Raw genomic sequence first — 22,934 nt, 5'->3', positions numbered from 1 at the left:
GCGTCACACGTCCGCTCCCCCGTCCCTCACTCCGCGTCCGTCCCGACGAACGCGCGTGCCAGTCGCTCGCCGGTCGCGACGGCGGACGCGCGGCTTTCGATGGGGGTGGCCCGGGAGTTCTTGAAGACGATGTACGTCACGCCGGAGGCCACGCCGCCGGTGCGCGGGTCGGGGTTGACGCCGAGGGCCTGGGCGGTGGCGTACGACGCCTCGCCGATGACGCCGCTGGGGCCGACGTCGCCGACGACCGCGTACTGCACGCGGCCCTGGTGGACGACGGCCACGACGGAAGCGCCGGACACGCCGTGCGCGCGGTAGTCCCAGACGGCGCTCGGGGCGGGCACGACGACGTACGGCAGGTTCTCGGCGCTCAGATAGCGGCCGTCGGACTGCTGGAAGGCCGTGGCGGAGGTGAACGACGGGTCGTTGGCGCTGTTGCAGCGGGTGCCGGCGCGTCCGTCGCAGTCGATGTCCATGTCGGCCTTCCAGAAGACGACGCCGTCGGCGCCGCAGACCGGGATGGTGGCGGCGGCCCCGGCGTCGCTGCGGTAGTTCCCGTGGGAGACGGGGGCGCAGTCGCGTACCCGGGCGAGCAGGTCGGCGGCGGACACGGTGCCCTCGTAGCGCTCGGCCGGGCCCAGCGGGAGGGCGGAGGCCGGTCGGGCGGGGGCGGCGAGGGCGGCGGCCGGGGCCAGCAGGGCGAGGCCGGCGGCGGCCAGCGTCAGGGTGGGGAGGCGCACGATGGGGACCTTCGTTCGGGGGACAGTGCGAACACCCGACCTAATGTGGTGTCGGCCGTGCCCGGCGGCCACCTGCGTGCGGCCGTCCGGGGCACCCGCCCGCACGGCAGGAACGAGCACCCCGAACTTCGGCGGCGCGCATCCCGGGTGAGCCGTCCGGACGATTCCGCGGGGCCCTGTCACCTGGCCGGGGGCCGCCGGGATGCGCGCCCGGCCCGGGGCACGTTGGCTGCCCCTGAGGCAGCACGGGCGTACCCGACCCTCGGCGGCGCAAGGGATGTACCGCCAACCGTGCCGCCGCCGGAGGACATCCGATGCGCATCTCCCGTTTCCTCGTGCAGGGCGGACTGACCGTGGCGGCCGCCGCCGCGCTCCCGCTCGCCGTGACCGCCCCGCCCGCCGCTGCGCGGGTCTCGGGCATCTCCGTCAGCACGACCGGTTCCACGGTGTCCGTGGTGACCAGCTCGTGCGCCCAGATCAACGGCAGCTGGGGCACGGCGGCGCTGCTGTCCGGCGGCCAGTCGAGCTTCGCCCAAGGGCGCCAGGTGGCGCTGTCGGGCACCAGCGTCAGCCAGTCCGCCGCCTGGTCCGGTGTCGTGCCGGGCACGTACACGGTCACCGTGGTGTGCGCGAGCGGCTCGACCGCGGGCACCCAGTCCGTGATCGTGTCGACCGCGTCCACGCCGACGATCTCCAGCACCGCCGCCCCGTCGCGGGGCGTCATGGGCGGCGTGGGCGGCACCGTCCGCGACTTCGGCCCGGTGACCCTGGTGCTCGGCGGCGCGCTGGCGGGCTCCGGGGTCATCGGCGCGGCCTGGTTCCTGCGCAGCCGCTCGAAGCCGTACCGCTACTGATCACGCCGCTCACGCGGCTCTACGCTCCGCCCTCCTCCGGCTCCGGCAGCTGCGGGAGTTGTTCCACGGCCTGGGCGAGCCACCGGGTCCAGAAGGTCTCCAGTTCGATGCCCGCGCGCAGGACCAGGTGCTGAAGCCTGGCCTGCGCGCTGTCGCGTCCGGGCGGGAAGTCGCGCTGCTCGATCTCCTCGTACTCGGCCAACTGCCGCCGGTGCAGGTCGAGATGGCGTCGCAGGTCGGCTTCGAGGCCGGCGGTTCCGACGACGGCGGCGGCGCGCAGGCGCAGCAGCAGGGCGTCGCGGTGCGGCTTGGGGTCCTGCGCGGCGGCGGTCCACCGGGCGAGTTCGGCGCGGCCCGCGGGCAGGACCTCGTAGCTCTTGCGCTGCCCGCGGGCCGGCTGCCGCGCCGGGAGGGCGCGGATGTGGCCCTCGGACTCCAGTCTCCCCAGCTCACGGTAGATCTGCTGGTGCGTCGCCGACCAGAAGTAGCCGATCGACTTGTCGAACCGGCGGGTCAGATCCAGCCCCGACGACGGCTTCTCGAGCAGGGCGGTGAGGATCGCGTGCGGGAGTGACATGGAGGTCATCCTAGGGAGGCGGCGGGCCGCCTACAGCGCCGCCGCCAGCTCGGTGCCCTGCTTGATCGCGCGTTTGGCGTCGAGTTCCGCGGCCACGTCCGCGCCGCCGACGAGATGCGCGTTCACGCCCGCGGCGAGCAGCTCCTCGTACAGGTCGCGGCGCGGGTCCTGGCCGGTGCACAGCACGATGGTGTCGACGTCGAGGACGGTGGACTCCTCGCCGACGGTGATGTGGAGCCCGGCGTCGTCGATGCGGTCGTAGCGGACGCCGGGGACCATGGTGACGCCGCGGTGCTTGAGTTCGGTGCGGTGGATCCAGCCGGTGGTCTTGCCCAGGCCGGCGCCGACCTTGCCGGTCTTGCGCTGGAGGAGGTGGACGGTGCGTGTGGGGGCGGGCCGTTCGGGGGCGGCGAGGCCGCCGGGCGCGGCGTAGTCCGTGTCGACGCCCCAGTGCCGGAAGTACGTCGCCGGGTCCTCGCTCGCCTTGTCGCCTCCGTCGGTGAGGAACTCGGCGACGTCGAAGCCGATGCCGCCGGCGCCGAGGATGGCGACGCGGTCGCCGACGGGCGCGCCCTCGCGCAGGACGTCCAGGTATCCGACGACGCTGGGATGGTCGACGCCGGGGATGTCGGGGATGCGGGGGCTGACGCCGGTGGCCACGACGACTTCCTGATAGTCGGTCAGGTCACGTGCGGCGACGGGGGTGTTCAAGCGTACGTCGACCCCGTGGGCGTCGAGCTGGTGGCGGAAGTAGCGCAGGGTCTCGTCGAACTCCTGCTTGCCGGGGACCTTCCGGGCGACGTTGAGCTGGCCGCCGATCTCGCTCGCGGCGTCGAACAGCGTGACCTGGTGGCCGCGTTCGGCCGCGGAGACCGCGCACGCCAGGCCGGCCGGCCCCGCGCCCACGACCGCGACACGCTTGCGCAGGCGGGTCGGGGCGAGGGTCAGCTCCGTCTCGTGGCAGGCGCGCGGGTTGACCAGGCAGGAGGTGATCCGGCCGCTGAACGTGTGGTCCAGGCACGCCTGGTTGCAGCCGATGCAGGTGTTGATGGCCTCGGGCGTGCCGGCGGCGGCCTTGTTGACGAAGTCGGGGTCGGCGAGCATCGGGCGGGCCATCGACACCATGTCCGCGCAGCCCTCGGCGAGCAACTGCTCGGCGAGTTCGGGGGTGTTGATGCGGTTGGTGGTGACGAGGGGGACCGTCACCTCGCCCATGAGCCGCTTGGTCACCCAGGTGTAGGCGCCGCGGGGCACGGAGGTGGCGATGGTGGGGATGCGGGCCTCGTGCCAGCCGATGCCGGTGTTGATGATCGTCGCGCCGGCGGCCTCGACGGCCTTGGCGAGGGTGACGACCTCCTCCAGGGTGGACCCGCCGGGGACGAGGTCCAGCATGGACAGCCGGTAGACGACGATGAAGTCCTCGCCGACCGCCTCGCGGACCCGGCGGACGATCTCGACGGGGAATCGCATCCGGTTCTCGTACGAGCCGCCCCAGCGGTCGGTGCGCCGGTTGGTCTGCGCGGCGATGAACTCGTTGATCAGGTAGCCCTCGGAGCCCATGATCTCCACGCCGTCGTAGCCGGCCTGCCGGGCGAGGCGGGCGGTGCGGGCGTAGTCGTCGATGGTGCGCTCGATGTCGGCGTCGGTCAGCTCACGGGGCTGGAAGGGGCTGATCGGGGCCTGGAGCGGGCTGGGGGCGACGAGGTCCGGGTGGTAGGCGTAGCGGCCGAAGTGCAGGATCTGCATCGCGATGCGGCCGCCCTCGCGGTGCACGGCGTCGGTGACCGTCCGGTGCTGCTCGGCCTCCTCGTCGGTGGTGAGCTTGGCGCCACCCTCGCCGGGGCGTCCCTCGTCGTTGGGGGCGATGCCGCCGGTGACGATGAGGCCCACTCCCCCGCGGGCCCGGGCGGCGTAGAACGCGGCCATGCGTTCGAAGCCGTTCTCGGCCTCTTCCAGGCCGACGTGCATGGAGCCCATCAGGACCCGGTTGGGCAGTGTGGTGAACCCCAGGTCCAGCGGGCTCAGCAGGTGCGGGTATCGGCTCAAGGCAGGCCTCCGTGCGCGGTGTCGTCACCTTCCGTTCTAGACGACCGCGCACGGTTTATGCAACTAGTTGCACAACAGGCCTTGTGTGCCGATGGTCACCGGCTCTCGAGCAGGACGTGCAGCTCCCGCTCCTGGTCGCCGGAGGCCGAGGCGAGGTCGCGCACGCTGAACAGGGAGTCCAGCGTCGTGCGGAGCCGTTCGATCGCCCAGTAGCTCCCCTGGGCGTCCGCTTCCACCGACGACGACAGCCGGACGGGCTTGGCGCACTCGTGCACTTCGGTGACCTCGAAGGTACCGAGCCAGACCATCGGGCGACTCTCGTGGATCTGTTCCGGCACGTCCTCGGCGCACCGGTCCGACTCGAAGCACGCGCACAGCGCGTCGAACACGACCCGGGCGTCCTCCTTGCTGCATCCGCTGATCTCGACGGAGACGGACTCCTCGTGCGGTCGCTCACGATCCATCGTGTTCGCTCCTCTCATGACGGTGGCGCGGTTGCGCGAGTTCCCCGCGAACCGCGCCACATCCCAAGAAAAGCACCACTTTCCGGCCGCGGGCGCTCCAGCCGCCCGCACCCGGGCCTCGGGGCCCTTGGCGGTTCAGCTCCGGGTGAAGCGGTAGGTCTTGCTGTCCGTCAGCACGCAGAAGCCCGGCGACACGACGATGACCCGCAGGGTGCCGGAGCGGCGGTCGTAGTCGACGCCCTCCGTCTCGAACGTGCCCGAGCAGCCGCTGCGCAGGGGCAGCTGACGCAGAGCGGCGACCCGGCCGGTCACGTCCGAGGCGCCGTTCGGCGGGGCCGACAGGTCGATCTGGAGCAGGGGCTTGGTGATGCCGAAGAGGGTGCCGGCCGGGTCGTCGGAGGAGCACAGCAGGGTGGTCGGCCCGGTGAAGTCGCAGCCCTGGACGTCGCGCACCGGGCGGTCGAGGCGGACGGTGGCGGCCTGCGGGAGGTTCGCCGAGGGCGAGGTGCCGGGATTGACGCCGGGGGTGGGGAAGACGAGCAGCCGGGTCATGGTGCCCCACTCCCCCGCCAACATCCACTGGCCGCCGGGCGTGACGGCCACCCAGGAGTTGTTGGAGGCCTCGCCGGGGCTGAGCGCGTGGACGTACTCCGACCAGGCGCCGCCGGGCGCCTGCACGCGGAACATCTTCGCGCCGCCCGAGTCGCGCTGGTAGGGCTCGACGTAGTAGCCGTCGTAGGAGGCGTCGGGGTCGCCGACGTGGTTCCAGCCGCGCATGCTCACGCCGATCGGGATGGTGCCGATGCCGGTGTAGCGGTTGGCGCTGTCGGCCGGGACCTCCACCGAGGCCAGGCCCTGGCTCTCGGTCAGCGGGTCGGCGCGGTCGGAGCCCACCTCGGTCCAGGTGTCGGCCGCCGCGGCGGGCGGGGCCGCGGAGAGGGCGGTGACGGCCGCGGTGGCCAGCGCGACCAGGGCGGCGCGGACCGGTCGTCTGCGGGCAGGGCGCAGGGGCATGGGACTCCTCTACGGGGGCGTGGTGCGCGGTCCGCTCCACGGGGGCGCAGTCGGCGGACAGTCTGGCCTTCGGCGACGGTCATGTACAGACCAAGCCGGGAACGAACGCCGCGGCCGGTGAGGAGAGCGGCGGACAGGGCCGTACTGGAGGAGCATGGAAGTCGGTGCCCCGGACGTGGGAGAAACGGTTGTGCGCGGTGGAGAAGGGGGACTCGGCACGGGGGACGAGGTGCCACGTGGACGTGCGGAGGAGATGCGCGGCATGAGTGCACCCGAAGCGGCCGGGGGCGGCGGCCCCACGGGCCCAGCAGGAGTCGACGGCGGCCCCACGAGTCCCAGCGGGCTCCTGGACGTGCTGAACGTGGCGTCGGTGGTCCTCGACACCGACGGCCGCATCGTGCTGTGGAGCCCGCAGGCCGAGGAGCTGTTCGGCTACCCGGCGCGAGAGGCGCTGGGCCGCTACGCCGCGCACGTCATGGTGCACGAACGGCACGTCGACCTCGTGGTGAAGCTGTTCGCCGACGTGATGGAGACCGGCCGGAGCTGGGCCGGGGCATTCCCCGTCCGGCGCAAGGACGGCACGACGATTCTCGTGGAGTTCCGCAACATGCGGCTCGTCGACGACGAGGGCGACGTCTACGCCCTCGGTCTGGCCGCCGACCAGTCCACGGTGCGCCGGCTGGAGAGGGACGTGGCGCTGTCCACCCGGATGGTCACCCAGTCGCCGATCGGGCTCGCCGTGCTGGACACCGATCTGCGGTTCGTCACCGTCAACCCCGCACTGGCGCGGATCAGCGGCGCCCCCGTGGAGCAGCACCTCGGCCGCACCGCCCGCGAGGTGCTCCCGCTGCTCGACCCCGACGGTCTGGAGGAGGCGGCGCGCCGGGTGCTGCGCACCGGGGTGCCGATCGTCGACCGCTCCACGGTGGGCCGCACCCCGGCGGACCCCGGCGTCGACCACGCCTGGTCGGTGTCGCTGTACCGCCTGGAGGACAGCCGGGGCACGGTGCTGGGCGCGGCCTTCTCGGTCGTGGACGTCACCGAGCAGTACCGGGCCGGCGTCGAGGCGGAGACCGCGCGCCGCAGACTGGCCCTGATCGCCGACGCCTCGGCCCGCATCGGCACCACTCTGAACCTGGAGCGGACCGCCTGCGAACTGGCCGAGGTCGCCGTGCCCGAGCTGGCCGACGTCGCCGCCGTGGACCTGCTCGACGCGGTCGTCGCGGGCCGGCACAGCAGCCTCGGGCCGGCCGAACCGGCCCTGATCCGCGCCCTGGCGGTACGGACCTCCGACGCGCCGGACGTGCCCTGCGAAGCCGACCCGCCCGGCCGGGTGGCCCGGTACGCACCCGACCGGCTCGTCACGCAGTGCGTGCGCACCGGCCGGCCCGTGATGGTGGCCCAGGTCAAGGACGAGGACCTGGAGCGCATCGCCCCCTCACCCGAGGCGGCGGGTCTGCTGGCCCGCGCCGGCGTCCACTCCTATCTCGCGGTGCCGCTGATCGCACGCGGCGAGGTGCTCGGCGCCCTCGACCTCAAACGGACCCGCAACCCGCTGCCGTTCGGCCAGGACGACCTCCTGCTCGCGCGAGAGCTGGCCGCCCGCGCGGCCGTGCAGATCGACAACGCCCGCTGGTACCAGAACGCCCGCACCACCGCGCTCACCCTGCAGCGCAGCCTGCTGCCCAGCCACCCGCCGGTGACCGGCGGTCTGGAGGTCGCCTCCCGCTACCAGCCGGCCGGGGCCACCACCGAGGTGGGCGGCGACTGGTTCGACGTCATCCCGCTGGAGGGCGGCAAGACCGCGCTCGTCGTCGGCGACGTGATGGGCAGCGGCATCGACGCCGCCGCCACCATGGGCCGGTTGCGTACGGCGACGACCACGCTGGCCTCCCTCGACCTCGAGCCGTCGGTGCTGCTGGAGCACCTCGACCGCATCACCTCGGGACTGGACCACTCGATCGCGACCTGTGTCTACGCCGTCCACGATCCCGGGCTCGGGCGGTGCCGGATCGCCAACGCCGGGCACCTGCCGCCCGCCCGCGTACGCCCCGGCCACGCACCGGAGTTGCTCGACCTGCCCACCGGGGCGCCCCTGGGCGTGGGCGGGGTGGAGTTCTCCACCACCGACGTCGACTTCGCACCCGGCGACCAACTCGTCTTCTACACCGACGGGTTGGTCGAGACGCGCCGGCACTCGCTCGACGAGCGCCTGGACGCGCTGCTCGCCCTCCTCGACGGTCCGGAGCGCCCGCTGGAGGAGCTCTGCGACCATCTCCTGAGCGCGCTCCACCACCCGGACAACCACGACGACGTGGCCCTGCTGGTGGCACGCGCCCTCGAGTGACCCGCCGTCAAGTGCCGACGTTTGCAAGGGTGTGGTTGCTTCCGATCACCACGTGGGCGTACAGCTCCTCGTCCAGGGCCAGCCGGGCCGTCAGGCCGCACCGGGTGAACGCCTCGATGGCCGCGGGGGCTTGGCGTTCACTGGTCTCGACGAGGAGGCAGCCGCCCGGCGCGAGCCAGTCCCCGGCCTCGGCGGCGACCCGGCGCAGCACGTCGAGTCCGTCGGCGCCGCCGTCGAGGGCGGTGAGCGGCTCGTGCTCGCGTGCCTCCGCGGGCAGCAGGGGCACTTCATCGGTGGGGACGTACGGCACGTTGGCGGCCAGGATGTCGACGCGGCCGCGGAGCCGGCCCGGCAGCGCCCCGAACAGGTCGCCCTGGTGGACGTGTCCGCCGTGAGCCGCCAGGTTGCGGCGGGCGCACCCGACGGCCGCCGGTTCGATGTCGGCGGCGTGCAGCTCGACTCCGCCGATCCGCGCGGCGAGGGCGGCGCCGACCGCGCCCGTGCCGCAGCACAGGTCCACCACGACGCGGGCGTGCGGGGCGTGGGCGAGGGCCCGGTCGACGAGGAACTCGGTGCGGCGGCGGGGCACGAAGACGCCCGGCTCGACGAGGACGCGCCGACCGTGGAACTCCGCCCAGCCGACGACGACTTCGAGGGGACGGCCTGCCGCCCGGCGCTCCACCATGGCGGTGAGCTCGTCCGGGGTGCGGGCGGCGTCGAGGATCAACTCGGCCTCGTCCTCGGCGAAGACGCACCCGGCGGCGCGCAGCGCGAGGACGACGGCGTCACGGGAGGAGGGCGGGAAGAGAGCCCTGGACCGGGCTAGGGGCGACGAGGGGGGAAGTGGGGGCATGAGAGCCGAGAGCCTTTCGGGGAGCCGAAGGGCGCTCTCGCGGTCGCCTACCGGCGGCGGTCCGCGCCGTTCCGAGGTGAGAGCACCCGACCTGACACAGCGGTAATGGGTCTCACCTCCTCGGTCGTTCACGGCCGGGAAGGTCCTCGGCCGACGGTCACCCTACCCGAACCTCCGCAGGGGCGGGCCGAACCGGAGACGATTTGCAGTTGTACGCTACACCTATGAGTGCGAGGGAGGATTCGGGCGACGCCGGCCCGGCAGCGGCTCAGGCCGTGGAGACCATTCAGCGCGAGATGACGGCCTTCGCGCGGCGCGCCCGCGCGGCGGCGGGCCGGTTGCACCCCGAACTGTCGCTGGTGTCGTACACCCTGCTCGGGCATCTGGAGGAGCAGGAGGAGGCGTACGGGGAGGGCGGCGGCTGCCGCGCCACCGATCTGGCCGCGCACTACGCGCTGGACAAGTCCACCGTCAGCCGCCAGGTCGCGGCGCTGGAGCGGGCCGCCCTGATCGAGCGTCGCCAGGCCCCGGGCGATCACCGCGTCCAGTTGCTCCAGCTCACCGACGCCGGCCGCCGCATCCTCGCGCAGGTCACCGAGAGCCGCCGCGTCGCCTTCCGGGAACGGCTCGCGCCGTGGTCCGCGGAGGATCTGGAACGGTTCGCGGAGTACCTCGTCCGCTACAACTCGACGGTGACGGAACCTCCTTCGCCGTCCGGCTGAGCGCGCGCCGCGCGTCACGCGACCGGCGCCGTCTCCCGCTGGGGCGTCCCCGCCGGCACCCGCGCCGCCAGGAACGCGGTCCTGCGGCGGAGGCGGAAGCCGAGGGACTCGTAGAGGCGGATCGCGTTGACGTTGGCGGCGGCGGTGTGGAGGAAGGGCGTCTCGCCGCGCTCCCGGATGCCGTGGGAGACGGCGAGGATCAGCCGGGTGGCGAGGCCCTCGCCGCGGACGGCGGGGTCGGTGCAGACGGCGCTGATCTCGGTCCAGCCCGGCGGGTGGAGCCGCTCGCCTGCCATGGCGACGAGGACGCCGTCGCGGCGGATGCCGAGGTACTCCCCGAGTTCGACGGTGCGGCGCTCGAACGGGCCGGGCTGGGTGCGGGCCACCAGGTCGAGCATCTCGGGTACGTCGGCGGGGCCGAGGCGGACCGCCTCCGGCTCCGGGGCGGCGGCCAGGCCGTCGTCGACGAACTGCACGCCCTCGACGCGCATCGTCACCTCCCAGCCCGCGGGGACCTCACCCCTGAAGCCGGGCAGCGGCACTTCCGTGCCGGGACCGGCGAGCGCAGCGAGGTCCGCCCAGTCGTCGGCGTCCGGCTCGTCGGGCAGCGCCAGCCAGGGCGACACGTCCACGGGGTAGCGCAGGACCCGCCCCCGCCGCTCGGCGAACCGGGCGTGCGGCCCGGTGAGGGAGGCGAGAGCGGGGTTGTCGAGCACGTGCCGCCCGGTGGGCGAGGCAGGAGCCGGGGTGCCGGAGACGGGCCGCCTGGTGGTCGAGGCCGAAGCCGGGTCACCGGACACGTGCCGGTCGGCGGGCCCAGCCGCAGCCGTATCACCAGCCGCAGGCCGCCCCGAAGGCGAAGCCGAAGCCGGGTCACCCGACACCTGCCGCCCGATGGGCGAAGCCGCAGCCGGATCACCAGCCGCAGGCCGCCCCGAAGGCGAAGCCGAAGCCGGGTCACCCGACACCTGCCGCCCCGGCGGCGAAGCCGCAGCCGAGTCACCTGACACACCCCGCCCGATGGGCGAAGCCGCAGCCGAGTCACCCGAGACGTGCCGCCCCGTGAGCGAGACCGAAGCCGGGTCGCCCGCCACACGCCTCCCCGCGAGCGAAGCCTCAGCCGGGTCGCCTGGCACCGGCGGGGAGTCGGGTTCCGGTTCCGTCGGGTCGGGCTTTCGGTCGCCGTCGTGTGTGAAGACGTTCGCCTCCGCCATGTGCTCCCCACTCTCCCTCGTGCCGCCGGACCGGTGGCCACCGCTGGGTCCGGATCGACACGTGCAAGGGAGATCGGCGGACGGCTATTCCCACCGGCCGCCAGTGTTCATACGCGCTTGACGATCGCGGACGCCCCCGGGCGGGAGCGCCCCGCCGGCGGGCACGTACCGTGGGCGGTGCAACCGCCCGCCATCCTCACGCTGGACCCACATGAACGTCACCCGAGGCTTCACCGGACGCCCGCGCGTCCACAACCCGGGGCTGCCGCCCGGCCAGTACGACGCGGGCGACGACTGGCCCGTGCTGTCCGCCGAGGTCACCCCCGACCTCGCGCCCGCCGACTGGAGCCTCACGATCGACGGGCTGGTGGACGCGCCCCGCGCCTGGAACTGGCGGCAGGCACACGAACTGCCCGCCTCCGCGTACAGGGGCGACATCCACTGCGTGACCGGCTGGTCGAAGTTCGGGGTGACGTTCGGCGGCGTGTCGCTCGACGCCTTCCTGGACGCCGTCCGGCCGCGGGCCAACGCCACCCACGCCGTCGCCTACTCGCACACCGGGTACACCGCCGGCCTGCCGCTCGCGGACCTGACCGACGGCCGGGCGTGGATCGCCTTCACCTACGACGGCGAGCCGCTCGCCCCGGAGCACGGCGGCCCGGCGCGGCTGCTCGTGCCGCACCTGTACTTCTGGAAGAGCGCCAAGTGGATCGCCGGCCTGCGGCTGCTCGACCACGACGAGGCGGGCTTCTGGGAGCGGAACGGCTACCACGAGCGTGGCAACCCCTGGGAGGAGCAGAGGTACTCCGGTGACTGAGACCCTTCCCGCGTTCACTCCCCCGACCAGGTTCGCCGTACCCGGCCGCATCCCCGTGAGCGACCCGGCGGCGTCGGTGTGGCAGACGGCCACGCTCACCGGCATCCGCCGCGAGACGCCGAACGCGTCGACGTTCCGCTTCGCGGTGCCCGCCTGGTCCGGGCACCTGCCGGGACAGCACCTGGCGCTGCGGCTCACCGCCGGCGACGGTTACACCGCCCAGCGGCACTACTCGATCGCCTCCGCCCCCGACGACTCGGGGCACATCGAGCTGACCCTGGACCACGTGGCCGGCGGCGAGGTCTCCGGCTGGTTCCACACCGTCGCCGAGCCCGGCGACGAGGTCGAGGTGCGCGGGCCGCTCAGCGGCTTCTTCGCCTGGCCCGGCGACCGGCCCGCGCTGCTGATCGGCGCGGGCTCCGGGGTCGTCCCGCTGATGTCGATGCTGCGCCACCGCCGGGCCCGGGGGCTGTCCGTGCCGCTGCGCCTGCTGGTGTCGGCCCGCAGCCCCGGGGAGCTGATCTACGCGGACGAGTACGGCGCGGAGACCACGCCCGTGTTCACCCGGAGCGCGCCCGAGGGCACGGCCGTGGGGCGGCTCGCGGCCGGCCACCTGGCGCGGCTGGTCGCCGAGGCGCCGGCGGGCGGCTGGGAGGCGTACGTGTGCGGCTCGAACGGGTTCGCCGAGCACGCGTCGCGACTGCTGGTCGCGGCGGGACAACCGGTGGAGCGGATCCGCATCGAACGCTTCGGCTGAGCGGGCCGGAACGGCCCGGGGCGTTCCGGGAAACGTCCCGGTGAGCGATCTTCACCCGAACGGGTATCTCCTGTTTGTGGTGACTCGTCCGTGTGACGGCGAGGAGGTCGCATGCGAACCAGCCTGTGCTGGCGCTGGCGGGAGAACCCGCTGCGGCGCCGCTCCGACGTCGTGGAGGCCTGGACGGTGCTGGTCGTGGCCGTCCTGCTGCTGATCGCCGCGCCCCTGGCCGGGGCGCTCGTCGGCCGGTGGGCGTACGACGAGGCGCGGGCCGGCGCGGCCGAGCAGCGGGCCGAACGGCGCCTGGTGCGGGCGGAGGTGGAGAGCCGCCCGCCGGAGACGCTGCCCACCGCGGAGGGCGTGCGGGAGGAGGCGTACCGGGTGACCGTGCGCTGGACGGAGCCCGGCGGGGTGGCCCGCACGGCCCCGGCACGGGTGCCGTCCGGCACGGAGCTCGGCGACACGGTCGGCGTGTGGTTCGACGCGCGGGGACGCGCCGTGCCCGCGCCCCCGGACGGCGCGGCGGTGTGGCAGCACACCCTCACGTGGGGTGTGGGCACGGCGGGCGGCGCGGCCGCCGCGGTGCTGCTCGGGCACGCGGTGTTCCGGCGGGTGACGCGGCGCCGCCGGCTGGACGAGTGGGGCAGGGAGTGGGCGCGCACCGGCCCCGAGTGGAGCGGACGCCGGGCATGAGGACGGAGAGTCCCTGGCGGATCACGGTCTGGTGCGGAGGTCCCGACCGCACATACGGTGTGATCGTTCGTTCGGGCACTTGACAAAAAGGCGGTTGTTCATGCCCCTGTTCGACCTGTCCCTGGAGGAGCTGCACGAGTACCGCAGCGCGTCCGCCGAGCCGGAGGACTTCGACGCCTTCTGGTCGAAGACCCTTCAGGAGGCCCGCGAGCACGACCTGGACGCCCGTTTCGAGCCGGTCGACACGGGGCTGGCCACGGTCTCGGTGTACGACGTGACCTTCGCCGGGTTCGGCGGTCACCCGGTGAAGGGCTGGCTGACGCTGCCGGCCGGCGCATCCGAACCGCTGCCGCTGGTCGTGGAGTTCGTCGGGTACGGCGGCGGACGCGGGCTGGCGCACCAGCACCTGCTGTGGGCGTCGTCGGGCCGGGCGCACTTCGTCATGGACACCCGCGGTCAGGGCAGCGCGTGGGGCGGCGGGGGCGGCACGGCCGACCCGGTCGGCGGCGGACCGGCGTTCCCGGGGTTCATGACCCGGGGCGTCGACGCGCCGGAGCACTACTACTACCGCCGGGTGTTCACCGACGCGGTGCGGGCCGTGGAGGCGGCGCGCTCGCACCCGCTGAGCGACGCGGCGCGCACGACGGTGCTGGGCGGGAGCCAGGGCGGCGGTATCTCGATCGCTGTGGGCGGTCTGGTGCCGGACCTGGCGGCGGTCGCGCCGGACGTGCCCTTCCTGTGCGACTTCCCGCGTGCGGCGACATTGACGGACCGTCACCCATACCGTGAGATCGGCCTGTTCCTCAAGACGCACCGGGGCCGCACGCAGGACGTGCTGCGGACGCTGTCGTACTTCGACGGCGTCCACTTCGCCGCCCGCGCGTCGGCGCCCGCCCTCTTCTCGGCGGCGCTGGAGGACCAGACGTGCCCGCCGTCGACGGTGTTCGCCGCGTTCAACGCGTGGGCGCACGAGGACAAGGCGATCGAGGTGTACGACTTCAACGACCACGAGGGCGGCGGCCCCTACCAGGAGGCGGCCAAGCTGCGCTGGCTGCGGTCGTACGCCTGACGGCCGGAGGCGCCGGGACCGGACCTTCCCTCCTGTCCGACCAGTCGGTATGTTCGGGGCGCCCGGGCCGCGCTGTGGCGGTCCGGGGTTCCGGCGGATCACGGAGGGTCCATGTCCGAGCACGTGCCACAGGTCCACGGCCACTGCGACGAGCGGTTCGCGGCGGTGCGCGCCGCGTTCGAGGAGAACTTCCGGGAACGCGACGAACTGGGCGCGGCGGTGCGCGTCCTCGTGGACGGCACGCCGGTGGTGGACCTCTGGGGCGGCTGGGCGGACGCGGCGCGCACCCGCGCGTGGGAGCGGGACACGCTGGTCAACGTGTGGTCCACGTCGAAGGGGCCGACGGCGCTGTGCGCGCACATCCTCGTCGACCGCGGGCTGCTCGACCTCGACGCGCCGGTGGCTGCGTACTGGCCCGAGTTCGCCGCGGCGGGCAAGGAGCGGGTCCTGGTGCGGCATCTGCTGTCCCACCGCGCGGGACTGGCGGGCCTGCGGGAACCGCACTCCCTCGACGAGCTGTACGACTGGGAGCTGACCGTCGCCCGGCTGGCGGCCACCGAACCCTGGTGGGAGCCGGGCACCCGGTCCGGCTACCACGCCCTCACCTACGGCTTCCTGGTCGGGGAGGTCGTGCGGCGGGTGTCGGGTCTGCTGCCGGGCGCGTTCCTGGAGCGGGAGGTGACCGGACCGCTCGGTGTCGACTTCACGATCGGGCTGCCGGAGAAGGAGGCCGGCCGCGCGGCCGAGACGGTGCACCCGCGCGCCGCCACGAGCAGCGAACAGGCGGCGGTCTTCAGCCAGTTGACGCCCGCCGCGCTCGCCGCCCTCACCAACCCCCTGGCGGGCGCCGACGAGGCGAACTCGCCTGGCTGGCGGGCCGCCGAGATACCGGCGGCGAACGGCCACGGCACGGCGCGGGCTGTCGCCGCGCTGTACGGCGTGATCGCCGGCCGGGGTGCGCTCGCCGGCCGGCGGGTGCTGTCGCCGGAGGCGGCCGAGCGGGTCCGTGAGGGGCAGGGGGCCTGCCGGGACCTGGTGCTGGGGGCGGGTTTCGCACACGACACGGAGATCGGGCTCGGGCTGTGGCTGAGCGGGCCGAACGGCTCGTACGGGCCCAATCCTCGGGCCGTCGGGCACGACGGCTTCGGCGGCTCCTGCGGCCTCGCAGACCCGGAGACGGGAGTCTCCCTGGGCTATGTCATGAACCGCATGGGACCCCACATCGCGGACGATCCCCGGAAGATGGCGCTGGTGCGGGCGGTGTACAGCGCCCTGTGACACGGGAGCGCGGTGGTGCGCCGGGGCTCGCCGGGGAAGACCGGGCGGGCTCAGGCCGGCTTGCGCCACACGGAGATGTGCTTCGGGGAGTCCTGGGTGAACGGCGATCCGTCCCAGTCGGCGACGCGCCGTTCCAGCTCCAGCCCCGCGATCCGCGCCATCAGGTCGAGCTCCGCCGGCCACGCGAACCGGTGGCGGGAGTTGCCGCGCCGGTAACGGCCGTCCTCGCCGTCGCGGGTGAAGTGGTTCGAGACGAGGATCTGCTCGACCAGGTCGAAGGTGTCGAAGCCGAGGTGCCGCTCGGAGACGTCGAAGGGGACCGCGATCTGCCCGGGGGGGCAGCAACCGCAGTGGAGGCACGCCCAGTTCGATGACGAACCGGCCGCCGGGGGCAAGATGGCGGGCGGCGTTGCGGAAGCACTCGACCTGCTCGTCCTGGGTGAGCAGGTTCGTGATCGTGTTGTAGACGAGATAGACGAGAGTGAACTCGCCGGGGACGACGGTCGTGGCCATGTCCCCGATGGTCACCGGGAGCATGTCCTCGCCGATCTTGCGCCGCAGGACCGCGGCCATGTCCTTCGACAATTCGATGCCCACGACGGGCACGCCGCTCTCGCGGAGCGGGACTCCCACTCGGCCGGTGCCGACGGCGAACTCGAGTGCCGGGCCGTCTCCGGCGAGTTCGGCGAGGAAGGCGACGGTCGGCCCCAGGACGGCGGCCGAGGTCATCTCCGTCTCCTCGGCGTCGTAGCGGTCGGCGGTCGCTCGCGTCCACAGCTCACTGCTCGTCATCGGCGTCACTCTGCCGGGCGGGGCGGAGAGTTGTCCACGCGTTTTGGGCGCGTACCGCGATGCGGCGCACGGTCAGGAGTTCTCGGCGGGCCCCGTTCTGCGTGCCTCGACCAGCCGCACGCGCGGACTTCCGTCGCTCCTCGCGCCGAATTCGGGGAGGGCGCGCAGGCTCACGTCGAATCCCGCGCGCTCCAGTTCACGGCATACCTCGCCGAGCCGGAACGCCCGGTAGTACATGACGAACGGCGGCCGCCACACGGCGTTGCGCGCCCGCATCACGGCGTCGAAGCCGATGAGCATCCAGTAGGCGCGGGAGGTCGCGCGGGGCGGGGCGACGACGGGGAAGGCGAAACGTCCGCCGGGCCGCAGGGCGGCGTGCACCTGGGCGAAGAGGCCGGGCAGTTCGCGCGGCAGGAAGTGCCCGAACGCGCCGAAGCTGACGACGAGGTCGAAGCGGGCGGCGGTGAACGGCAGGGCCCGCGCGTCCGCGCGCACCCAGGACACCCGGGGCGGTGTCGCAGGGTCCGCCTTCGTGCGCTCGCGGGCCACATCGAGCATGCCCGCGCTGAAGTCGACGCCGGTGACGCTGCGCCGGCACAGCGCGGCGAGGACGTCGACGCCGGCGCCCGTGCCGCAGCACAGGTCCAGGCCGTCGTCGTAGGGGCCGGTCCGGCGCAGTGCCGAACTCACCGCGTCCAGAACGGAGTCGGGGGTGCGGAACGGCGTGTGGTCGAACTTCGGCGCGAGCAGGTCGTAGCCGCGCTCGACGGACGACAGGGCCTGGACGGCGAGCTCGCGCAGCGTGGGGCCTTCGGGGCTGAACATCGTCGCCAGCCTACCCGGGCGGGCCGGCGGCCCGGCCGGCCGCGAAGCACAGGGGCCGGCTGCTTGTCCGGTCGCGGGTGACTGATTACTCTCCTCAGTGTCTAATCAACTAGTTGACTATGAGGTGATCGGGATGCGTGCCTTCCGTGAGGCGGTCGAGGCCGGCGACATCGACGCCGTGGCGGACCTGCTGGCCGATGACGTGGTGTTCACCAGCCCGGTCGTCTTCAAGCCGTACCCGGGCAAGGCGATCACCGCGGCGATCCTGCGGGCGGTGTCGCAGGTCTTCGAGGACTTCCGGTACGAGAAGGAGCTCGCCGGGCCGGACGGCCGGGACAGCGCGCTGGTGTTCACGGCCCGCGTCGGCGGCCGGGAGTTGAGCGGCTGCGACTTCATCCATGTCGGCGAGGACGGCCTGATCGACGAACTGACCGTGATGGTACGGCCGTTGTCGGGCGCGCAGGCGCTGGCGGCGGCCATGGGCGCGCGGTTCGACGGCATCGTCAAGGAGGCGGAGGCGCGGGCGGTGTGAGCGTGCCGCGCCTCCACGACGGGGGCGGTCAGTCGCCGAGCGCCCCCAGGGTGGCCCTGGTGTCCTTCTTCAGCCAGTCGACCACCTCGTCGAGCTCCGGCGGGTCCTTGTCGACGTCGTACGAGGAGAGGTAGAGGCTGTAGTCCATCGAGTACGTCACCCAGCCGTCCCGGACGGCGAGGGTGGCGTCGATGGAGCCGCTGCTGCCGGCGCTGCCGGTGGTGTCCTGGCTGACGAGATAGGCCTCGTCGCCGATGCCGGTGACGGTGTCCACGTCGTAACCGGTGCGGCTCTCCGCGTAGTTCTTCCAGCGGGCGGTGAACTCGGGCCCGGGGTCGGTCTTCTTGTGCAGTTGCAGCTGGATGGAGAGGTAGGCGTCGGTGTAGGTGGAGCCGGTCTTCTTCAGGCTGACGCTGCAGTAGCTGTCGTCGAGGGCGGGGTCCTCCAGCTCGTTGTGGGTCGGCGTGCCGGCGTCCCCGGTGTACAGCGCCTTGAACGACGAGTAGTCGGCGCTGGTGCACAGGTTCGCGGGCGCGGTGTAGCCGCGCAGGTCCGCCTCGGCTCCCCCGCCGTCACCGATGAGGAAGACGCCCGCCGCCCAGGCGGCGGAGGCCACGACCGCGCCGACGACGGCCCACAGCACGGCGCGTCCGGCGGCCTTTCCGCCGCCACCGCCGGACGGCGGGGCGGGCGCGGGGCCGTAGCCGGTGTGCTGGGCGTACGGGTTGCCCGGGTGAGGCTGGGGCTGGGGCTGCGCGGGCAGTCCGGCCAGGGTCGGCTGGTGGTAGAAGGCCTGCTGCCCCGGCTGCGGAGCCGGTGCGGCCTGCGGGTGCCCCGTGCCCTCGCCCGGGCCCGGCGACCGGGGGTGCGGGTACGGGTACGCGCTCGGCTGGACGGGCGCGTCGGAAGGCTGTTCCGGTTGCTGCGGCTGCGGCGGCGTGGACATGGCGTGACGATACCCATCGTTGGTGGTCAAGTCCCCTGTTGTCGCGGATCGTTATGGTCTGGGTACCTCGCCCTCGATCGCGGTTGCCCGACCGGCCGACGCGAGGGCGTGCTATGCTGCCCGTGGCATTCGTACAGGCCGTGTCTTCGGCTTCGGTGCCGTCTTCGTTTTCGCCGATCCGCCCGCCGTTCGACGGCATGGGCGCCGGTTTTCCCGCACTCCTCCTGAGCTGGCTCTTCGCGCCGCGCCCGAGGTGTGCGTTTCCCGCCGTCGGCAGGCGTGCGTTCCATCGCCCCTCCCTCTCGCGGCAACTCCCCTTCTCCACTTGGCTCTCCAGCCCTCCGTCCTTCCGAAAGGACTCCGCACCATGACCACCACTCTCGAACACCCCTCTGTCCGGCCGGAGTTCCCGGCCCAGCTCGCCGGCGGCGTCCTCGACGTCGACGGACACGGGAAGGGCCGGCTGCGCGCCGAGAGCCTGCTGCCCTCCCCCGCCGACGTCCAGGTCCCGGCCGCGCTGATCCGCCGACTGGGCCTGCGCCGAGGCGACTTCGTGGAGGGGACGCACGGCGCGGCGCGCACGCTCACCGACGTGGCGCGCGTCAACGTCCGTACGCCACAGGAGGCCCGCACCCGCAGGGACTTCCGCGATCTGACGCCCCTGCATCCGCACGAGCGGCTGCGGCTCGAACATCCGGCGGCCGGTCTCGCCGGGCGGGTCACGGACCTGCTCGCGCCTGTCGGCAAGGGGCAGCGCGGGCTGATCGTCGCCCCGCCCAAGACCGGCAAGACCATGCTGCTCCAGCAGATCGCCGCCTCCGTGGCCGGGAACCACCCCGAGGCACGGCTGATGGTGGTGCTCCTCGACGAACGCCCCGAGGAAGTCACCGACATGCGGCGCTCCGTACGGGGCGAGGTGTACGCCTCGACCTTCGACCGGACTCCCCTGCAGCACATCGCCCTCGCCGAGCTGGTGGTGGAGCGGGCCAAGCGGCTCGTCGAGGCCGGCGAGGACGTGGTGATCCTGCTCGACTCGCTGACCCGGCTGTGCCGGGCCCACAACAACGCGGCCGGCCCGGGGGGCCGCACCCTCAGCGGCGGGGTCGACGCGACCGCGCTGACCGGGCCCAAGCGGTTCTTCGGCGCGGCGCGGGCGGCGGAGGAGGGCGGCTCGCTCACCGTGCTGGCCACCGCCCTGGTGGAGACCGGATCCCGCGCCGACGACTTCTTCTTCGAGGAGCTGAAGAGCACCGGCAACATGGAGCTGCGTCTCGACCGGGAGCCGGCCTCCCGCCGGGTCTTCCCCGCCGTCGACATCGACGGCTCCGGCACCCGCCGTGAGGAACTCCTCCTGTCTCCCGGCGAGCTGGCGGCCGTGCGGGGGCTGCGCCGGGCCCTGCGGACCCGGGACGGCCGGGCGAACCTGGAGACGCTGTTGCAGCGGCTGCGCGAGACCCCGGACAACGCGGCCTTCCTGCGCCACGTCCGGCCCACGCTGCCCGCCGGCTGACCCCCGCGCATCCTCCAGGACCCCTGGGGTGCGGCATCCGGGTGGCTCGTGCGCGCGTCGGGCACCGGCAGCGCCGGGAAGCACGGGAGAGTTCCTAGTTTGATCACATGACGATCGGATTCTCCTCTCGGACGGCCGCGCAGGCCTGCGCGATCTGTGTGGCGGGCGTGCTGGCCCTCGGGCCCGCGGCCGTCGCCGCACCCGCCGAGCCGGACCCCGGTCCACACGGCGGAGCGCGGGCCACGCTGCCCCGGCCGGCCCAGCTGTACCGGGCCGGCACACAGGTGCGGCCGCATCCGGGAGCACCCGGGCTGCCGGACGTCTCCGCGCTGTCTTGGGTGGTGGCCGACGCCCGCACCGGCGAGGTGCTCGCCGCGTCGAACGCGCACCGCCCGCTGCCGCCGGCCAGCACCATGAAGACCCTGTTCGCCCTCACCGTGCTGCCGGTCCTGCCCGGCGGCATCCGCCACCGGGTCGCCGAGGAGGAGCTCATGGGGATCGGTGCGGGCAGCAGTCTCGTGGGCGTCGTCGAGGGCGAGACGTACTCGGTCGACGATCTGTGGCGGGGGGTGTTCCTCAGCTCCGGCAACGACGCCGTGCACGTCCTGGCCGCGCTCAACGGGGGGTGGGAGACCACGGCGGCGCGGATGCGGGCCAAGGCGCGTTCCCTGGGGGCCCTGGACACGCACGTGGTGTCGCCCGACGGGTACGACGCGCCCGGCCAGGTGTCATCGGCGTACGACCTGGCGGTGTTCGGGCGGGCGGGACTGCGCAACGCCGACTTCGCGCGGCACTGCGCCACCGTGCAGGCGCGATTCCCCGGGCGTGACGGCCGGTGGTTCGGGATCGCCAACACCAATCGGCTGCTGAGCGGCGAGGACGGCGTCGAGCCGTACCAGGGGCTGATCGGCGTGAAGAACGGCTACACGAGCGAGGCCGGCCACACGCTGGTGGCCGCCGCCCGCCGTGAGGGCCGCACCCTCGTGGTCACGGTGATGCACCCCCGGACGGGCGGCGCCCACGCTGTCTACGAGGAGGCACGCGACCTGCTGGACTGGGGGTTCGAGGCGGCCGGGCAGGTCGATCCGGTCGGCTCGCTGGACGGGCTGCGCGAGCGGCGGCGTCCGGCGCCGGGCCCCGAGGTCGTGCCGGTGGCGGCCGCGGCGGCCCCCGCCGACGGACCCGGCTGGGCGGACGCGGCCGTGATCGCGGGCGCGGCCTTCCTCGGTGCGGCCGTCATGGCGCTGGCCCTGCGGCCGAGGAGACGCCGCCCGCCGTCAGGCATGTGACCCTTCAACTACCTTGAAAGCAAGGCGCGTTACCCTCGAAACGCGACGGAAAACATGATCGAAATTTGATGTTCCCGTCTGATCGAATGACGTATGGTCGCTCCTGCTCGCCGGACTGTCCGAGCGGGCGTACGAAGGGGGTACATCAATGCGCCGAAAGATCGCGACCGTGGCCGCGGCCAGCGCTTTCCTCGCCGCCGGCATGCTCGCCACCGCGACGTCGGCTTCCGCCACCGTCGACCCGCCCGCGGGCGGCTGGGACCACACGTGGACCACGTCCGACTCCGTGCCCGGCGGCACGGTCTACATCGCCGAGCACGGTGACGTCGTCTCGCTCTGCGACACCGACGCCGACAGCCTGGCTCCTCGCGTCTCGATCGCCGTCGAGCAGAGCATCGCCGGCGCCTACGACATCCGCTACACGCTCACCGCCTCGGGCGGCGAGGGCTCCTGTGTCGTGGCCAGGGCTTCACAGGGAGGCGTCTACGACCTCCCCGAGGGCAAGAACATCGGCGTCACCATCTGGCTGGGTCCGGACCGCAGGAACCAGACGCAGCACTACTACAAGAACGACCACTAGCCGACGCGTTGTCCGGCCTGTCGGGGGTCAGAACACCGACAGGCCGGTCAGTGTCGTGAAGCGGTCCAGGGCGGCGACGCCCGCCACCGAGTTGCCGCGCTCGTCCAGGCCCGGGCTCCACACGCACAGCGTGCAGCGGCCGGGGACGACCGCGATGATGCCGCCGCCGACCCCGCTCTTGCCGGGCAGGCCGACGCGGTAGGCGAAGTCGCCGGCCGCGTCGTAGGTGCCGCAGGTCAGCATGACGGCGTTGACCTGCTTGGCCTGGCTGCGGGTGAGCAGCCGGGTGCCATCGGCGCGGACGCCGTGCCGGGCGAGGAAGCCCGTCGCCAGGGCGAGCCCGGCGCAGGAGGCGGTGATCGAGCACTGGCGGAAGTACTGGTCGAGCAGGACCGGCACCGGGTTGTCGATGTTGCCGTAGGACGCCATGAAATGGGCGAGGGCGGCGTTGCGGTCGCCGTGCGCCGACTCGGAGGCGGCGACGTCCAGGTCGAAGTCGAGGGCGGGGTCGCCGCTCTCGGCGCGCAGGAACGCCAGCAGCTCTCCGGCCGCGTCCGACGTACGGGTGTGGAGGCGGTCGGTGACGACGAGGGCGCCCGCGTTGATGAACGGGTTGCGGGGGATGCCGTTCTCGTACTCCAGCTGGACCAGGGAGTTGAAGGGGTTGCCGGAGGGCTCGCGGCCCACGTGCTCCCAGAGTTCGTCGCCCTCGCGGGCGAGGTCCAGGGCGAGGGTGAACACCTTGGTGATGGACTGCGTGGAGAACGGCTCGCGCCAGTCCCCCACGCCGTACACCGTGCCGTCCGGTTCGGCGACGGCCATGCCGAAGCGGCGCGGGTCGCGGGCCGCGAGCGCCGGGATGTAGTCGGCGGGCCGGCCGCGGCCCGGGGTGCGCTCCATCTCCTCGGCGATGCGCTCCAGGACCGGGCGGAAACCGGGCGAGGACGTCGTCGTCATGATCGCCATTGTGCCTCTCAGGGTTTCCCGGCGCCGGTCCGGGAGCGTCGCCGCGGGC

22 protein-coding genes and 1 pseudogene are annotated in these 22,934 nt (G+C 73.4%); 12 read left to right on the top strand and 11 right to left on the bottom strand.

What is annotated here, in order from left to right; genetic code table 11:
• Positions 1-26: 26 nt before the first annotated feature.
• On the bottom strand, positions 27-740 hold the full coding sequence (locus ACIOC0_RS04470; protein WP_402152327.1) for a glycoside hydrolase family 75 protein: 714 nt from the start codon (positions 738-740) through the stop codon (positions 27-29).
• Positions 741-1,054: 314 nt separating this feature from the next.
• Between ACIOC0_RS04470 and ACIOC0_RS04465 the strand changes: the two genes are divergently transcribed.
• Entirely contained in the window at positions 1,055-1,594 is a 540-nt protein-coding gene (locus ACIOC0_RS04465; RefSeq protein WP_402152324.1) for a hypothetical protein, read from the top strand.
• A 19-nt stretch (positions 1,595-1,613) separates the two neighbouring features.
• Here ACIOC0_RS04465 and ACIOC0_RS04460 read toward each other — a convergent pair whose 3' ends face one another.
• The 4 genes from ACIOC0_RS04460 to ACIOC0_RS04445 form a co-directional block, all read right to left on the bottom strand.
• Positions 1,614-2,171, bottom strand: a complete 558-nt coding sequence (locus tag ACIOC0_RS04460) for a PadR family transcriptional regulator (RefSeq protein ID WP_402152321.1) — start codon at positions 2,169-2,171, stop codon at positions 1,614-1,616.
• A 30-nt stretch (positions 2,172-2,201) separates the two neighbouring features.
• A complete protein-coding gene (locus tag ACIOC0_RS04455) occupies positions 2,202-4,217 on the bottom strand; it encodes an FAD-dependent oxidoreductase (protein WP_402152318.1) in 2,016 nt (671 codons plus the stop codon).
• 95 nt (positions 4,218-4,312) lie between these two features.
• Positions 4,313-4,681, bottom strand: a complete 369-nt coding sequence (locus tag ACIOC0_RS04450; protein WP_402152315.1) for a hypothetical protein — start codon at positions 4,679-4,681, stop codon at positions 4,313-4,315.
• Positions 4,682-4,816: 135 nt separating this feature from the next.
• Positions 4,817-5,695, bottom strand: a complete 879-nt coding sequence (locus tag ACIOC0_RS04445; RefSeq protein WP_402152312.1) for a hypothetical protein — start codon at positions 5,693-5,695, stop codon at positions 4,817-4,819.
• Between the two features lie 262 nt (positions 5,696-5,957).
• Between ACIOC0_RS04445 and ACIOC0_RS04440 the strand changes: the two genes are divergently transcribed.
• Entirely contained in the window at positions 5,958-8,042 is a 2,085-nt protein-coding gene (locus ACIOC0_RS04440) for a SpoIIE family protein phosphatase (protein ID WP_402152309.1), read from the top strand.
• Positions 8,043-8,049: 7 nt separating this feature from the next.
• Here ACIOC0_RS04440 and ACIOC0_RS04435 read toward each other — a convergent pair whose 3' ends face one another.
• Entirely contained in the window at positions 8,050-8,895 is an 846-nt protein-coding gene (locus ACIOC0_RS04435) for a putative protein N(5)-glutamine methyltransferase (RefSeq protein ID WP_402152306.1), read from the bottom strand.
• A gap of 224 nt (positions 8,896-9,119) precedes the next feature.
• Here ACIOC0_RS04435 and ACIOC0_RS04430 point away from each other — a divergent pair, with 224 nt between their 5' ends.
• On the top strand, positions 9,120-9,617 hold the full coding sequence (locus ACIOC0_RS04430) for a MarR family winged helix-turn-helix transcriptional regulator (RefSeq protein WP_402152303.1): 498 nt from the start codon (positions 9,120-9,122) through the stop codon (positions 9,615-9,617).
• Positions 9,618-9,631: 14 nt separating this feature from the next.
• On the opposite strand, the gene ACIOC0_RS04425 is transcribed toward ACIOC0_RS04430, so the two are convergent.
• On the bottom strand, positions 9,632-10,333 hold the full coding sequence (locus ACIOC0_RS04425; RefSeq protein ID WP_402152300.1) for a GNAT family N-acetyltransferase: 702 nt from the start codon (positions 10,331-10,333) through the stop codon (positions 9,632-9,634).
• Positions 10,334-11,042: 709 nt separating this feature from the next.
• On the opposite strand from ACIOC0_RS04425, the gene ACIOC0_RS04420 reads away from it, so the two are divergent.
• From ACIOC0_RS04420 to ACIOC0_RS04400, 5 genes are all read left to right on the top strand, one after another.
• Positions 11,043-11,648 (top strand): sulfite oxidase-like oxidoreductase, encoded by a 606-nt coding sequence (locus ACIOC0_RS04420; RefSeq protein WP_402152297.1) that lies wholly within the window; start codon positions 11,043-11,045, stop codon positions 11,646-11,648.
• Entirely contained in the window at positions 11,641-12,405 is a 765-nt protein-coding gene (locus ACIOC0_RS04415) for a ferredoxin reductase (protein ID WP_402152294.1), read from the top strand. Before ACIOC0_RS04420 ends, ACIOC0_RS04415 begins: the two co-directional genes overlap by 8 nt.
• 111 nt (positions 12,406-12,516) lie before the next feature.
• Positions 12,517-13,098 carry a hypothetical protein gene (locus tag ACIOC0_RS04410; protein ID WP_402152291.1) on the top strand — a complete coding sequence of 194 codons (582 nt, stop codon included), beginning with the start codon at positions 12,517-12,519 and terminating at the stop codon, positions 13,096-13,098.
• A 100-nt stretch (positions 13,099-13,198) separates the two neighbouring features.
• Positions 13,199-14,167 (top strand): acetylxylan esterase, encoded by a 969-nt coding sequence (locus ACIOC0_RS04405; protein ID WP_351089369.1) that lies wholly within the window; start codon positions 13,199-13,201, stop codon positions 14,165-14,167.
• A 111-nt stretch (positions 14,168-14,278) separates the two neighbouring features.
• Positions 14,279-15,445, top strand: a complete 1,167-nt coding sequence (locus tag ACIOC0_RS04400) for a serine hydrolase domain-containing protein (protein WP_402152287.1) — start codon at positions 14,279-14,281, stop codon at positions 15,443-15,445.
• A 50-nt stretch (positions 15,446-15,495) separates the two neighbouring features.
• On the opposite strand, the pseudogene ACIOC0_RS04395 reads toward ACIOC0_RS04400, so the two are convergent.
• Together ACIOC0_RS04395 and ACIOC0_RS04390 are read right to left on the bottom strand one after the other, a co-directional pair.
• Positions 15,496-16,237: pseudogene (locus ACIOC0_RS04395) on the bottom strand (class I SAM-dependent DNA methyltransferase).
• Between the two features lie 72 nt (positions 16,238-16,309).
• A complete protein-coding gene (locus tag ACIOC0_RS04390) occupies positions 16,310-17,062 on the bottom strand; it encodes a class I SAM-dependent methyltransferase (protein WP_402152284.1) in 753 nt (250 codons plus the stop codon).
• 133 nt (positions 17,063-17,195) lie between these two features.
• Here ACIOC0_RS04390 and ACIOC0_RS04385 point away from each other — a divergent pair, with 133 nt between their 5' ends.
• A complete protein-coding gene (locus ACIOC0_RS04385) occupies positions 17,196-17,594 on the top strand; it encodes a nuclear transport factor 2 family protein (RefSeq protein ID WP_402152281.1) in 399 nt (132 codons plus the stop codon).
• A gap of 28 nt (positions 17,595-17,622) precedes the next feature.
• Here ACIOC0_RS04385 and ACIOC0_RS04380 read toward each other — a convergent pair whose 3' ends face one another.
• Complete coding sequence (locus ACIOC0_RS04380) at positions 17,623-18,540, bottom strand: hypothetical protein (RefSeq protein WP_402152278.1); 918 nt, start codon at positions 18,538-18,540, stop codon at positions 17,623-17,625.
• Positions 18,541-18,907: 367 nt separating this feature from the next.
• On the opposite strand from ACIOC0_RS04380, the gene rho reads away from it, so the two are divergent.
• From rho to ACIOC0_RS04365, 3 genes are all read left to right on the top strand, one after another.
• The gene (gene rho, locus ACIOC0_RS04375; protein ID WP_402152275.1) at positions 18,908-20,050 is read left to right on the top strand and encodes a transcription termination factor Rho; all 1,143 of its coding nucleotides are present in this window, start codon (positions 18,908-18,910) and stop codon (positions 20,048-20,050) included.
• Positions 20,051-20,157: 107 nt separating this feature from the next.
• Positions 20,158-21,339 carry a D-alanyl-D-alanine carboxypeptidase family protein gene (locus ACIOC0_RS04370; RefSeq protein ID WP_402152272.1) on the top strand — a complete coding sequence of 394 codons (1,182 nt, stop codon included), beginning with the start codon at positions 20,158-20,160 and terminating at the stop codon, positions 21,337-21,339.
• Positions 21,340-21,487: 148 nt separating this feature from the next.
• The gene (locus ACIOC0_RS04365; protein WP_402152269.1) at positions 21,488-21,919 is read left to right on the top strand and encodes a hypothetical protein; all 432 of its coding nucleotides are present in this window, start codon (positions 21,488-21,490) and stop codon (positions 21,917-21,919) included.
• 27 nt (positions 21,920-21,946) lie between these two features.
• On the opposite strand, the gene ACIOC0_RS04360 is transcribed toward ACIOC0_RS04365, so the two are convergent.
• Complete coding sequence (locus ACIOC0_RS04360; RefSeq protein WP_402152266.1) at positions 21,947-22,885, bottom strand: glutaminase; 939 nt, start codon at positions 22,883-22,885, stop codon at positions 21,947-21,949.
• Positions 22,886-22,934: the final 49 nt, after the last annotated feature.

It is taken from the genome of Streptomyces sp. NPDC088254 (assembly GCF_044740925.1).
GTDB lineage: Bacteria > Actinomycetota > Actinomycetes > Streptomycetales > Streptomycetaceae > Streptomyces.
The sequence above is the reverse complement of the archived record's forward strand: the minus strand, read 5'-3'. Positions and strand labels throughout refer to the sequence as shown.

Excerpts from the sequence above, each read along its gene's own strand:
- ACIOC0_RS04465 (WP_402152324.1), top strand. The coding sequence starts at position 1,055 with ATGCGCATCTCCCGTTTCCTCGTGCAGGGCGGACTGACCGTGGCGGCC.
- ACIOC0_RS04460 (WP_402152321.1), bottom strand. The coding sequence starts at position 2,171 with ATGTCACTCCCGCACGCGATCCTCACCGCCCTGCTCGAGAAGCCGTCG.
- ACIOC0_RS04450 (WP_402152315.1), bottom strand. The coding sequence starts at position 4,681 with ATGGATCGTGAGCGACCGCACGAGGAGTCCGTCTCCGTCGAGATCAGC.
- ACIOC0_RS04445 (WP_402152312.1), bottom strand. The coding sequence starts at position 5,695 with ATGCCCCTGCGCCCTGCCCGCAGACGACCGGTCCGCGCCGCCCTGGTC.
- ACIOC0_RS04440 (WP_402152309.1), top strand. The coding sequence starts at position 5,958 with ATGAGTGCACCCGAAGCGGCCGGGGGCGGCGGCCCCACGGGCCCAGCA.
- ACIOC0_RS04435 (WP_402152306.1), bottom strand. The coding sequence starts at position 8,895 with ATGCCCCCACTTCCCCCCTCGTCGCCCCTAGCCCGGTCCAGGGCTCTC.
- ACIOC0_RS04430 (WP_402152303.1), top strand. The coding sequence starts at position 9,120 with ATGAGTGCGAGGGAGGATTCGGGCGACGCCGGCCCGGCAGCGGCTCAG.
- ACIOC0_RS04420 (WP_402152297.1), top strand. The coding sequence starts at position 11,043 with ATGAACGTCACCCGAGGCTTCACCGGACGCCCGCGCGTCCACAACCCG.
- ACIOC0_RS04410 (WP_402152291.1), top strand. The coding sequence starts at position 12,517 with ATGCGAACCAGCCTGTGCTGGCGCTGGCGGGAGAACCCGCTGCGGCGC.
- ACIOC0_RS04405 (WP_351089369.1), top strand. The coding sequence starts at position 13,199 with ATGCCCCTGTTCGACCTGTCCCTGGAGGAGCTGCACGAGTACCGCAGC.
- ACIOC0_RS04400 (WP_402152287.1), top strand. The coding sequence starts at position 14,279 with ATGTCCGAGCACGTGCCACAGGTCCACGGCCACTGCGACGAGCGGTTC.
- ACIOC0_RS04390 (WP_402152284.1), bottom strand. The coding sequence starts at position 17,062 with ATGTTCAGCCCCGAAGGCCCCACGCTGCGCGAGCTCGCCGTCCAGGCC.
- ACIOC0_RS04385 (WP_402152281.1), top strand. The coding sequence starts at position 17,196 with ATGCGTGCCTTCCGTGAGGCGGTCGAGGCCGGCGACATCGACGCCGTG.
- ACIOC0_RS04380 (WP_402152278.1), bottom strand. The coding sequence starts at position 18,540 with ATGTCCACGCCGCCGCAGCCGCAGCAACCGGAACAGCCTTCCGACGCG.
- rho (WP_402152275.1), top strand. The coding sequence starts at position 18,908 with ATGACCACCACTCTCGAACACCCCTCTGTCCGGCCGGAGTTCCCGGCC.
- ACIOC0_RS04370 (WP_402152272.1), top strand. The coding sequence starts at position 20,158 with ATGACGATCGGATTCTCCTCTCGGACGGCCGCGCAGGCCTGCGCGATC.
- ACIOC0_RS04365 (WP_402152269.1), top strand. The coding sequence starts at position 21,488 with ATGCGCCGAAAGATCGCGACCGTGGCCGCGGCCAGCGCTTTCCTCGCC.
- ACIOC0_RS04360 (WP_402152266.1), bottom strand. The coding sequence starts at position 22,885 with ATGGCGATCATGACGACGACGTCCTCGCCCGGTTTCCGCCCGGTCCTG.